Origin of the sequence: Raoultibacter massiliensis (assembly GCF_900199545.1) — a bacterium.
In the GTDB taxonomy this organism is placed as follows: domain Bacteria; phylum Actinomycetota; class Coriobacteriia; order Coriobacteriales; family Eggerthellaceae; genus Raoultibacter; species Raoultibacter massiliensis.
The window spans coordinates 99,723-113,323 of record NZ_LT962670.1; the positions used below are offsets into that span (position 1 = coordinate 99,723).

The following is a 13,601-nucleotide window of genomic DNA, read 5'->3' on the forward strand; positions in this document are numbered from 1 at the left end:
TCGGCTGACTGCAAACTCCTGTGCGTAAGACGATTCGCATTCTCTTTCAGCCTCCAAACCGAAACGACTCGACGTAGAGGTGAGCCGACATGAACCGCAACAGCAAAGCATTTAAGGTGCTTGCCGTCCTGATGACCGTGACTTTGGCAGTACCTGCTCTGGGAACGAGCGCGGCGCTTGGAACCGAGAGCTCTGCCCGCACCGCTCAGGAAACAGTCCCAGAATCGCGGGGGGGGGTGGATATTTCTGCTGAGGGTTCTGTTCCTTCAAAAATTTCTGACGAACGCATAGTGTCGATATCGCCGTATGATGCAAGGGATGACGAAGAAGCGGGCGAAGGCCAATCCGATTCGGCAGGATCGCAGACGCCGAGCGCNGTGGATATTTCTGCTGAGGGTTCTGTTCCTTCAAAAATTTCTGACGAACGCATAGTGTCGATATCGCCGTATGATGCAAGGGATGACGAAGAAGCGGGCGAAGGCCAATCCGATTCGGCAGGATCGCAGACGCCGAGCGCAACCGATGTTACTGATAACATCGATCTGGTCAAGCTCTCATCCAGGCTGGCATTCGGCGATGATCGTCCGGATACCGTAACCGAAGCGGGTCTGCCCGACAACATTCCAAGTCAGTTGAGCCTGACCGTCGAGATGGACGAGCAGCTTGGTACCGCCCCGTTCCTTTTGCGCATCAAGTTGCCCGAGGGCGTGCAGAGCAGCGCCGCATCCTTCGTTGAGGGAGACGCGTTCCGCTTGGATTACCGGGTCGAAAGCACTGAAGACGACGGGTGGTTCCTCGTCGTCGAAGGCATGCGGAAGTCGAGCGCCTCGTCCAAAACCGTCGCGTCTTTCGATATGGATGCAACCATCGCCTCATCCCTGTTCGACAGCACGCAGCAGAATACGATCGAGTGGCTTCTTCAAGATCCTAGCGACCTCGAAGGCGACGAGGTCGAATCTCTCCTTTTGCTTCCTTCGAAAACCGATCTATGCAAAACATGGGATGTTGCCGTGAACGGCGATGTTACCCATAACGCTGAGGCCCTTAAGCTCTCCGCCGTCCTCGAATTCTCCGAAACGCGGCCCGAGAGCGTAGAGATCGATGTTTCGGATCCCAGCCAACCGCAGTTGCCCGAAACCCTTCCGGCAACGTTGACGCTCGATTTCGAAACCCTGATGAAAACGGCAGCGGGAAGCACCTTCTTCGAGGTGGCCCTGCCCGAACACGAATACCTTTCGATTGCGGAAACCGAGGGCGAGCTTGCAACGGCAAACGCATCGGCTACCTATACCGTCAAAGACGGCAAGCTCAAAGTGACGTTGTCAAAACCTGCTCCCGGCGGCGAAACCCTCGAACCTATTGCAGATGAGATCGTGCTCGACGCTTTTGTTTCCCGCGCCGCTCTTGCGGAAGATGAAGAAATCGCGCTGACCGAATGGATTCTCCAAACGCCTGCCGCGACGGAGGCCGATCCTGATCCAGCGCCTGTCAAGGCAGCTCTCGCTTTGCCGGCAGTCCGCACGCTGCTTGAAAAGTGGGTGCCCAAGCCGGTGGGCGATCCGGTTGTCACCACCAGGCCGGGTGCGGCCGGCGAGCAGGCGATGCTCACCACCATGTGGTGCGACAATAACAACCATTCGCTGCGACCCGATGTGAACGGGGTCGCGTGGCAGAGCAACCTGGTTCCATATTTCACCATCGAGGGAGATGAGACGCCTTATCCGCTCGTGAAAACCGACGCAGACGGGAATCCTGTGCTGGACGCCATGGGCAAACCGACGATTTCCGACAAGGCGAAAGAGCTTCTCTATCTGAGCAGCCTTCCGACAAACTACCTTACCGTTATCGAGCCGGGAGACAGCATCACGGAAGCTTCCACTTCCGGTTTGCCTGCCACCGCAATTAAAACCACGACGATCTCCTATGACGATGGCACTGTTAGGACCGAAACGGAAAGGAAGAAGGTTACCTGGATTGCCATCAAAGATCGCAATTCCTACGTCGACGATTCGGGTGCGCTTGTTTACAAACGCAACGAAAGCATTCCCAACATCGATTCGGCCGAGCGCGATAAACTGCAATACATGCAGGTCGTTAATTCCTTCGGGTTCAATATCGTCGGGAAAACCGGCGATGACGATCTGCATGAGCTCGTGGGCAAGCTGGATCAGGTGAATCCAGAGGCAAAGCTGTGTTTGCATGTGCGCATCGCTGCCGGCGGCGGGTACGAAGAGCAGAGCGTGGACATCGATGTGCGGGATATCATCAATGATGGAGGCATGGACGTAGCCGACCTCGAGGATGCGAACGGTTTGACGCTGAATGCTGTTGGCTGGCCAGTGTACTGGGTCAACGGCAATCCTATCGAGTACAGTCTTGTTTACGAAGCGAACCCCGACACCCAAGCCGAATACGCTGATTATTTCCAGCCTATATACGACAATGCAGCATCGCCCAATCATGGTGCGGCAACCGATGCCGTGTGGCCGGGAGGCACGCTCAACCTCGTGCACGTAGGCAACACCACGTTCAACGCCACCAAGGAATGGATGGACACCGATGCCAGCGGACGCGGCGACGTCGTCTTCACGCTGTGGCGATATTCGGCTCGACCGGGTGGCAGCGCAACGGCAGTACCCGTATCGTTTAACAGGTCGCAGGTTGCGATTACGGTCGATGCGGAAGTAAGCCAGGCGGCCGCAGGCGGCATTATCGATCTTGGCGCTCTACTGCGCGAAGAGTACGGCGATTTCAAGCTCGACAAGTACGATCCCGATGGATACCCTTACATTTACGCTTTGCGCGAAGGACCCCTCTCGAACGGTTACGAACGCGTTCTCGGTAAGGTTGCAACCGACGCTGCGGGTAAAGAGACGGTAACCGATATGGCTCCCAACTACTACGAGCCCGGTGGAGAAGGCTCCGGAACAGACGCCATCGTGTACGTGAACGACGGCGAAATCATGCCCGTCGAGCGTCTTGATGGAGAAACGTTCATCTACAACACTGGCACGGTTACCAATAGAAAATCCGGCACCATCAAGCACGTTCAAAAGAAAACCTGGCTCATCAACGCGTTTCAGGGGCAGCTGACCGATGTGGCATGTACGTTCCAGGTGCAAAGCCGCGTGCTCGATGAAAACCGTCCAGAAACCGATGATACCGATTGGGAATTTGCCGTCAACGAGAAGGGCGAGCGCTACGAGAAGGTTCTTACCGATTGGACGCTTGAGAATCTCACGCAGGACATATCGGCAAACCTGCCCAAGTACAACGGGGAAGGCAAAGAACTGGAGTACCGCTGGGTCGAAACCGCTGTCACGCAAGGCGGGGGAGAAAATCTTCTCAAAGACGGTTGGTTCACGCTGACGCTTTTCGATGCGGATGGGCGGGAAGTCACGCAGGATTTCTTCTCGACAACCTACCCCGATGATCCGACCACCATCGTCAACTCCTTCAACAACGAAACGGACGAGGTGGTAGACAAGTGGTGGCAGCCCGAGGGCGCGGATGGCTTCACGCAGGATCCCGCCGTTTTGGCGCAGTACGGCGTATCGAGTGCCGAGGCTACGGTTCGCCTTATTCAAGACGACGTCGAAATCGGATCGTTCACCATGGACGGCAAGATCGATGCCGCACCGCTTTCCATCGACGGGCTGCACGGGGCGACCTATCAAGAAACCAGCCCCTATCATCTGGAATTTCGCAATCTGCCGAAATACGATGAGGAAGGATCCAAGCACATCTACCTTGTGCTCGAATCAGGCACCGAACCCGGCGCTTGGCACACCGAGCGCGATTATACGCCCGATACCGATCGGTACCCATGCGCCGCGGGCCACACGGTGAACCTCACCGAACTGTGGAACACCCAAGGGCCGGGAGAGGCGAGCACCATCAACGTGACCAAATCATGGGCCGATGGGAACAACTCCTCTTCGAGACTTTCTGTGCTGGTGCAGCTTGTAGCGAAAAACGATATCTACAGCGCGATCAATCCCGATCAGCTGATATTTAAGTCCGGGGAGGTTATTTCTCCCGGCGTGCATAACGGATACACCGTATCCATGACCAACGCCGATGCCGAAGGTTCCATTCTCATCACCGAGGGATTGGCGTGGTTCGAAGACGTCGACATCAACATCGGCGGTATAGAGCTCGACGATGTGGATATTCGGGAAACCTTTATGGTGGACAAGGTGGAGTACGACGTTGCGACCAAGAAGTGGTCGGTGGCGGCCGATTCTGCGTACTACCCGGTATGCACCTACGACGAAGCCAAGGCTGCCGGCGTGGAAAACGGTGCCGTGAACTGGATGCGCGGATGGGAATCCAGCAAAAACATCGAGCGTGTCGCAACCGATGAAGATGATCTGGTTAACGGTCATGTGTACGAGGTGACATACGGCGACAACGAAGTCAAACAGTCCAAAGAGGTCGACAACCGACGGCTGGGCATCGTCGACATCGAAATCATCAAGGAGTGGATCGACGGCGAGGATGATTGCGTGCGTCCGGCGGCGGAAGTCGTGCTGTACAGCACAGATGCTTTAAAGCAGAAAAACGCCGATGGATCCGAGCGCCCGTACAACTTGTTTTCCATCAAGGGGGATGAGGTCTTCGTCACGTTGCCGGGTGGCAACAGCCTTCCCATTCAGCACTACGATGAGGCTTCGGGCGGCCGCACGAACATCAGCGTGAGCGAAGCGGGCATTTACCTGGAAGACGACGAGGGAAACAACTGCGGCAGCGATGACGGCGCGACTGGAACCAAACTCGTCTTGCCCATCGATACGAAAACCATCGGCGCCCAAGGCGAAAAAAATCGATGATTTCGAATACGAATTTGCCAGCATGCCCAAGTTCGACAGCAACGGCACGATGATTCATTACGCTGTCGAGGAACGCTGGGCGCAAGGAGCCGATCGAAGCGAGTACTCGTCTTCTTTGGTTGCCGACGAGTACCAAAGTTCCGCGCTTCATTTCGAGGATATGCAGCACTACGATATGACCAACCGCCACGTTGGCAGCAAGGCCGTAGAATTCTACTACGATTGGCACGACGTGTATGTAAACGAAACGCTCGGCAAGCGCCCCGACATCTACATGACGCTGTACGCGCTGCAGCCCGACGGCTCGCTTAAGCCGGTGAAAATCGAATACATGGCCGTCGAGAATTGGGAGAAACCTGACGGATCTGCGCCCGACGAGTATTACCAGAAGATAACGATCTCGAACCTGCCGAAATACGACGCCGAAGGCAACGAGATCATCTACTACGCCGGAGTCGGCACAACAATCGATTACGCGAAGTACGATTACCTGCCGCATGGGCATTCCTACGAACATGTAGACGCCGCCGTGCCCGAGGCGGAGCGGGAAATGATCTTCGATCAAGACCTCGCCGACGCGAACGCGGGCAAACGCGGTTGGGTGCTGCGCGAAGACGGCACGTTCGTATTCGCCATCGATAACGATATGGTCGTGGGCGGAACGAAGCTGTGGTCGAACGTGCCCGGCAACGTAGAACAGCCGGTCGATCTGCCTGACATCACGATCTATCTGCAGCAACGACTCAAGGTTGAGGGACAGGGCGTTGACGAGGGGGAGTGGGGCAGCGTTGAGCTCGAACGCGATGGTGACGCGTTGAGGCTTGTCGGCGATACCATCGTCGCATGGACATCCGATTTCAGCCACGATAGCGTTGCCAACCAGTACACGTTCAAAATGACGCACTACGGAGAGAATTCCATAGGCGATTCGGGTACTGCGCAATCGGTCGCCGGCTTTTTAGGATCTCTGCTTGCCGGCGGCGTGGGCGCAGACGGCCAAACGCTTCTGCCGAAATATAACGAAGACGGCATGCCGTACGAATATCGCCTGTTCGAAATGGTGAACGGCCTTGCCGATGTTCCGGGCGGGTTCAACCCCGACGATTACATCGGTAAGGAAGTTGCCGTGGAGGCGCTGAGTGCGCTGGTGGGCAAGGTGTTTACCGTCCGGCATGGCGATGGCGGATCGTTTATGATAGAAAACGCTTACAGCGCCGAAACGGGTCGTCTGACAGTGAAGAAGGTGTTCGACGATGAATTTCGCATTGACGGCGAACCGTATCCCGATGTGACGTTCAGCCTGTACCGCCAGTACGAAGGCGCAGATGGCATGAGCGAAGCGGCGCTGGTGGCCACCCAGACGATCGCGGGAGGCGATTTCGAGAACGGGATGGGGAAAGTCACCTTCGATAACCTTGAAATGTATGCGCCCAACGGCCGATACTGGCAGTACTACGTTGTGGAGAAGGCCATCGACGGGCACGAGACCGCGGTCATGCTGGGAGAAGCCCAGAACGCCTCCGATCCCGGGTTCGACAAAGGCACGGCGGCCGATGGCGGCATTCGGTCTGAATACGCCATGAACGATGACGGAACCACCATGGTGGCAGATGACGACACCGTTGACGTGACTTTCGCCAACAGGTACGTGCCGAGTAAGATCAGCCTGGTCGGCGAGAAGAAATGGAGCGATTACAGCAATGTTTTCGGCCTGCGCCCCGACAAGATTGAAATCTCGCTTTCCCGCGTGAGCGGCAAGGGGTGGACCGATCATGGAGCGGATAACCCCATCAAGCTGCAGACTTCGGATCAGAGCGCCGATTTCTACCTTCAATGGGATTACGGCAGCAGCCCCTCCCAAGCCGATAGCTGGAAGTACACGATCTCGAATTTGGAGCAGTGGGCACCCGACGGAACCGCGTGGCGTTATACCGTAACCGAGACTCCGCTCGATGAAAGCCTGGGCTACGGTACAAACCCGTCGAGCGGCAAGGTGACGGCCAACGCCGCGAATGCCAAAGATGACGGTACGCTTTCCATCACCGCCATAACCAACCGTCTCAAAGGAACGTACGGCGTGCGGAAAAACTGGGAAGACGGCGGTGATCCATGGGGCTTGAGGCCCAAGAGCGCTACGGTTGTTTTGCAGGCTCGGGCTGCTTCTCAGGGTGCCGACGCCATCGAGGGCACCGCGCAGGACGTGCTCGCCGAGCTTGTTGGGGACGACGCGGCGCTCAAGGTCGCATTGGGCGATTCGCTATACGAAAGCATTGGCGAAAACGGCGTTGTGCTTGATGAAGGCAACGACTGGAACCATGAATGGTCGACGCTTCCCGTCAGGGTGAAATCGTCGCGAGGCGAGGTCTACGATATCGCCTACAGCGTCGTGGAGACGAAAATCGGCACCGCCGAAGTGAAAGACGGAGCCGCTAATTCCTATGTGGTTTCCTACGAGTATGCTGCCGACGGCTCGAACGCCATCGTCACCAACACGCTCGAACCGACCAAAATCGAATTCCAGAAGCAATGGGACGATCAGGACAACGCCTGGGCAACGCGTCCGGGAACGGGGTCCGAATGGAAGCTCACGTTTTACTTGCAACGCACCGTGAAGGAAAACCCCGGCGGCGGTGCCGATGGCGAATGGAAATGGATATCCGAAGAGCACGGGGATGTTGATGACTGGTCGGATGACAACGATTTCGTCAAACAGGAAGTCAAGGGCGACAACGGTCAAAGCCTGAGCGAAGTGTTCTTGTTCGACAATCTCCCCCAGGTTGACGCTGCGGGCAACGCATACGCCTACCGCGTGGTCGAACATGCGCCATGGGGCTACGCGCCCGATGGGGTGCAGTTCGTCGGCCAATCATCCGATGGGCGCTGGCTTTGGACGCTCTCGAGTGCAGCCGGCCCGCTTGTGAACGCTTTGCAGACGATCAGTGTGAGCGGCACCAAGATATGGGAGGATTACGGCACAGGGATGGCGCCCGACTTCGATTCGGGCGAGCGCCCCGAGTTGGAATTGCGCCGCAGCACGACCAAAGCCACTGGGGGAAACCTTGGCGAGAAGGCGACATACGCAGACGGGTCGGTTCCGCAGCCCGTTTGGGAGAAGAACGGCGACGGCACATGGAAGTACACCTACTCCGATCTGCCGCGCTACGACAAGGGGGGAAACACCTACTATTATTGGGTAAACGAGGTGTCAATCGGCGATACCGAAGCCGGTTTCTATCCGGTGTACTCGTATACGATGGATGACGGCTCCGATAAGGCCGGTCCCGAATCGTTCGGCTCTTCGGGCACGACCGTCGATGGGAGCACGGGCGACCAGACGGTCCAGACCATTACCAACTGCCTTACGCGCTTTGCGCTCGATAAGCTAAGCGAGGAAACAGGAGCCGACGGCTTTGCCAAGAAGCTGAACGGCATCGAGCTTTCGGTGGTATCCGAAGATGGAGCCGCCACGTACGCCGTTTGGATCCGCGATGGGAGCGGTGCCGTTTCCATCAAGGTTTGGCCCGAGGGCACGACGGATGCATCGCAGGGCGGTATCGAGATGACCGGCGGCAACGTCGGCTACGTGGTCGGTCTGCTTCCAGGCGATTATCTTATTCGCGAAACGGGCGCTGCTCCTGCGGGCCATGCCCCCGCGAGGGACGTTTCTCTTCACGTGAGCGGCAAGCCGCTGTTGGTTGACGGCAGCTACACCTGCATCGAATGCGAAGGCGAAGCGGGCAGCTTCGAAGTGCGGCGATCCGATGCGGACGAATACGGCGTTTCGCTCGTGAGCATCAGCATAGTCGATCCGATATTTCGCGCATACGTATCGTTTGCGAAAACGCTTGATACAGGTGCCAAGCTCGAAGGCGCGCAGTTCGATCTGTATCGGGTAGGTACGGGCGCGGAGGGCCCGAGCGGCACGGATGAAAAAATAGCAACGGGAATCGTCACCGACGAAAACGGCAGATGGACATCCAAGGGAAGCGCGGTGGAGTTTCTTTCCAACGAGTCCGATGGCCGCGCGACTTTGGGCGAAGGGTTGCTTCCGGGCAGCTACTACTTCCTGGAAACCGATGCCACGGCAGGCGGCGTGCTGCCTCGCGACCCTGTGACGATCCTGTTCGAGATACAGCAGGGCACGACGGCGGCAAACTCGGATCATGGCAAGGTGAAAGACATCACGGCGGATAAGGGCGGGTCCCTTGTCAACGAGGCGTTTGCAGCCACCGTCACGCTTCCGAAATACGATACGACCGATAACGCCGGCATCGAGAACGCCGCGTTCAAGCTCGAGTACGCCGAGGGAACCACGACAGACGATTTCGAGAAAGCGGAAGCAGAGGGCAACATCGAGGTCACTGAGGAGAAAACCGATGAAAACGGCCTGCTCGTTCTCGAGATTGCCAAAAAGGGCGTCTACCGCTTAACGGAAACGGGCAACAAGGGCTACGGTGTTCCGGACGGCGGGCTCGCCATCGGAACGTTCATCGTCGAAGCGGAAGATCACAGAGGTTCGTTTGCGCTGAACGATGCCTCCCAGGCAGCCGAGATAGAATTCGCTCCTGCGGAAGGCATCGATCTCGACCCCGTTTTGGGCCTTGCAAACGATCGTAGCACCGGTGCGGTGGATATCGCGAAGATGGGTCCCCAGAGCGAAGACGGCAAAGATTTCGCGCTTATCAACGGCGCGGTGTTCAAGCTTGAGCTCAAGCAGGCCGACGGCACGTGGAAAACCGTCGCCGAAAACCTGGTAACCGGAAATAAATACGCCTACGATGCAGCCTCTGCTGAGGCAACGGCGAAAACCGAAGCGGATCACAGCGCCGGGCGCCTGAAAATCTCGGAGTTGCCCTGGGGCGACTATCGCTTGGTGGAAACATCGCCTGCGCACGGTTACTACGGTCGGGCCGAAAAGGAATTCACCATAGCGCGCGACACGGCGGGCCAGACTTTGGAATACATAACAGAAAAAGATGCACTCAAAAACACGCCCACGAGGCTTGCCCTTGCGAAGGAAAGCGAAGACGGCATTGCCCTTGCGGGCGCAGAGTTCGAAATCAAGCCAGTCGAAGGCAGCCATTTTGCCGATTGGTCGAACGACAACTCGGTGGAGCTTTCATCCGAGCCGATGAGCATCGAGGTGGGCGAAGACGGCACGCTGAATATCGTGGGGGAGGCTCCCGCGGGGTACAGCCTCAACGGCGATGGCATCACGATAACGGCTGTCGACGAGCTCATCGACATCGTGCTTAAGAAGGCCGATACGAACGGCAATGCGCTTCTCGGAGCCACGTTCACCATCAGCGGCGTTTTCTCCGATTCCGCAAGCGGCGTTCCGACGACCCATGCAATCGCCCTTACGAAGGCGGATACCTACGTCATCAAAAACGTCGTGGTGGGCAACACCTACACGATTGCCGAAACCGCCGTGCCCGACGGATACGAGAAGATTCCGGGCAAGGCCACGTTCACCGTTTCCGAGGACGGTACGGTGACGTTCGACGGGGGGGCTTCCCTGTCTTACGGGATGGAAGTCGAGGGCAATACGGTTACGGTAACGGCCAAGGACCCGGCCATAGAAGCGCGCATATTCAAGGTTGACGAGGCGGACGGCGCCACGCCGCTAGCGGGAGCCGTATTCAAGATTACAGGCGCATTCGTGGACGGCAGCACCGAGAAAACGGTTACCACGAAAGATGACGGATATGCCGAAATAGAATCAGGCCAGCTTAAAGCAGGTGAAGAATACGCCATTGAAGAGGTGCAGGCACCCGCCGGATACGAGCTTGCCGGGCGCGCTACGTTCACGGTGGACGAACGCGGCGTCGCTGCCATGACGTCCGGCGCAGTGGGTGGAAACGGTACGTTTGCAGCCCTTGCCGAAGGCGGGATCGCCGTGATCAAGGCGACTAACGTGGAAACGGAGATCACGATCCGCAAGACCGACGATGAGGGCGCCCCGCTCGCGGGCGCGGAATTCACCGCCCTTGCCGCCGACGGCAGCCATGAGATTCGGGCGGTCACCGACGAGGACGGAACAGCTGCTCTTCGCGGCTTCGTTGCGGGGGTTTCGTACACGCTGGCCGAGACCAAGGCCCCTGCGGGGTACAAGCAGCTGGCCGATACGCTGTCGTTCAACGTGCTGACGGATGGCACCATCGTGGCCGAAGGCGAAGTGCCCGCGGCGTATCTGATAGGCGATGGGAGCATCTCCATATCGGTGGTAAACGAACCGACGTCCATGCGCATGGCCAAGGCTGCATCCGATGGAGCCCCGCTTGCGGGAGCCGAGTTCGTTATTGCGCCCGCCGCCGCATCTTCGTTCGCCGACGGCGCCCACGCGCACACGCTTGTATCCGGCGAAGACGGCTCTACCGAAACCCTTGAGGGTGCCCTTGTCGTCGGGGACGTATACACCGTCACCGAGACGAAGGCCCCTGCGGGGTATGAACTCATTTCCGGCAGTTTGACTTTCGGAGTGAATGCCGACGGTTCGCTGCAGGTGCTCGGCGCCGCGCCTTTGGGCTACTCTCTTGTTGATGGGGGAGTAGCCATCGCGGCGACCGATGCTCCCATCGAAGCCGCCATCAGAAAGATCGATGCGCAGGGCGAGCCGCTTGCCGGCGCCGAGTTCGAACTCGTGCCCGCAGAAGGATATTGGTTTGCCGATGGAACGGCTGAAGCAAAGGTCATCGCCGTCGGTGAAAGCGGCACGGCGATCCTCGGAAAAGCGAACCTCGTTGCGGGATCGGAGTATCTGCTGAGGGAAACCGAAGCTCCCGAAGGATATCAGCGAATCGAGGGCACGGCGGCGTTTACCGTGGCGGCTGACGGAACGGTAAGCCTTGCAAGCGATTCGCCCGAGGGCTACGAAATCGACACCGACGGTGCAACCATCGTGGTTACGAACGAGTCGGGGTTGCCCGGTCTGACGAAGACCAACGATTCTATGGGCCAGGCGGCTGCGGTGTGCGCTGCGTTGGCTGTAATTTCGGTAGCATGCGCAGCGGCGAGTGGGCTGCACGGCTTCCGGCGACGCCGAAGCTAAGGCCCGCGCCGCACCGACTGCCGAAGGAGGGCGAAGATAGGCGAAGCGGGAGCCGTTCGGCTCCCGCTTCGTTGCGTGCGGAAAAGAAACTTGATAACCGATCGGATGAGGCTACACCGTCTGCTCGTTCGCGGCATTTTGCCCCGCGATGCGGCCGTTTACCAGGCAGTCGGCCGTAGCACATGATCCCAGGCGGCATGCGCCGTGGATTCCGCCAACTGCTTCGCCTGCAGCGTACAGGCCGGGAATGACCTGAAGGTTCATATCGAGCACGCGACAGTCCACGTCGGTCTTCACGCCGCCCATGCAGTGATGCACCTTCGGCCACAGACGCACGCCGTAGAACGGGGCTTCGTCGATGGTTTGGGCATCGTCGGGGATGGGCTTGCCGAAGTCTTCGTCAACCTTGTTCGTCACGAACGTGTTGTAGCGGGCGATCTCTTCCTTTACGGCATCAACCGGCATGCCGTAGTGTTCGGCTGCTTCCTCGATCGAAGCGAATTCGGTCGTGATGCCTGCTTTGATGGCGCTTTCAAGGCCGCTTCCCCCGTCGTAAAGCGCTTTTTTGCAGGTGATCTGGACGCAGGGCTGGCCGGTTTCCAGAATGGCATCCGCATAGCGCTTGCGGTCGGTCAGCTCGTTGACGATGCGCTTGCCGGTGGCAACGTCGAGCGTGGGAGCGTAGCTCGCTTGCCCGTCGGTGTAGAAGGCGGCAACGCCGTAGCCCTGCTCGTCGGGGCTCATGAAGGGGAGCAGCTGAATCCAGTCGGTGTGCACCGCCATGGCTCCGGCGGCAACCGAAGCGCGCAGGCTTTCGGCCGTGGCGCCCTCTTGGTTCGTGCAGTCGACCGTATCGTCGAGCCGTGGGTCTTGCGCCTGGCGAAAATCGAGGTCGCGGCCGAACCCGCCTGCTGCCAACACGACGGCTTTGTTCGCTTTGATGGCGACGGGCGTGCCGCTTTCCGTATCGTTTCCGCTCGGCTTGTCGTGCACGATCGCGCCGATCACGCGTCCGTTTTCGTCCTTCACCAGTTCTGTAAGCATGCGCTTCGTCTCAACTTCGACGCCCATTTCCTTGAGCTTTTCGGCGAACGGGCCCGTGACGTTCGCTTCGCCGCCCTCGCCCTGCGCTATGGAGCGCATAACGGTGTGGCCGCCATACGGGTAGAGGAAATAGTCGCCGTCGTCGTTTTTCGCCCAGGTAGCGCCCATTTCGATGGTCCACTCCCACGTCTCGTTCGATTTTTCGGCGATAACGCGGCACTTTTCCTTATCGTTAAGGTAAAGGCCCGCTACCATCATGTCGTCCACATACTGCTCGACGGAGTCCTGCACGCCTTCGCGCTCCTGAACGCTGGAATTGCATACGGCGAAATCGCCGGCGGCAAGGGCCGAATTGCCGCCTACGCGCGCGGTCTTCTCGATGATTTTAACGTCCGCGCCGGCGTTTTTCGCTTCAAGGGCGGCGGCGAGGCCGGTGTATCCGCTTCCTACGACCAGGACGTCGCACTCCTCGTCCCATTTCGTATTCGTTCCGTTTCCGGCGGCCGATGCGGTTTGTTCCCCTTGCGGCGCGCAGCCTGCCAAGCTCAGTCCGGCCAGCACGCTTGCAGCGGCCGCTCCGGTTATGAACGAGCGCCGGGATACTCCCGTAGAATGTGATTTCGTGCTCCCCATAGATGCCTCCTCTGTTGCGGTTCTCTTGTTCGTTGCTCGGA

General features: G+C 58.4%; 3 protein-coding genes. 2 read left to right on the plus strand and 1 reads right to left on the minus strand.

The features are described 5' to 3' along the window. The first annotated feature begins 431 nt into the window (after positions 1–431). A complete protein-coding gene (locus C1719_RS00515; RefSeq protein ID WP_180963394.1) occupies positions 432–4,832 on the plus strand; it encodes a Cna B-type domain-containing protein in 4,401 nt (1,466 codons plus the stop codon). A gap of 22 nt (positions 4,833–4,854) precedes the next feature. Beyond that, a complete protein-coding gene (locus tag C1719_RS00520) occupies positions 4,855–11,883 on the plus strand; it encodes a SpaA isopeptide-forming pilin-related protein (protein WP_180963395.1) in 7,029 nt (2,342 codons plus the stop codon). Positions 11,884–11,994: 111 nt separating this feature from the next. On the opposite strand, the gene C1719_RS00525 is transcribed toward C1719_RS00520, so the two are convergent. Then, positions 11,995–13,560 carry a flavocytochrome c gene (locus tag C1719_RS00525; RefSeq protein WP_102373318.1) on the minus strand — a complete coding sequence of 522 codons (1,566 nt, stop codon included), beginning with the start codon at positions 13,558–13,560 and terminating at the stop codon, positions 11,995–11,997. Between the last annotated feature and the right edge of the window lie 41 nt (positions 13,561–13,601).

What these genes read in the sequence shown, in the direction of transcription:
- C1719_RS00520 (WP_180963395.1), top strand. Translation starts at nt 4,855, where the DNA reads ATGCCCAAGTTCGACAGCAACGGCACGATGATTCATTACGCTGTCGAG.
- C1719_RS00525 (WP_102373318.1), bottom strand. Translation starts at nt 13,560, where the DNA reads ATGGGGAGCACGAAATCACATTCTACGGGAGTATCCCGGCGCTCGTTC.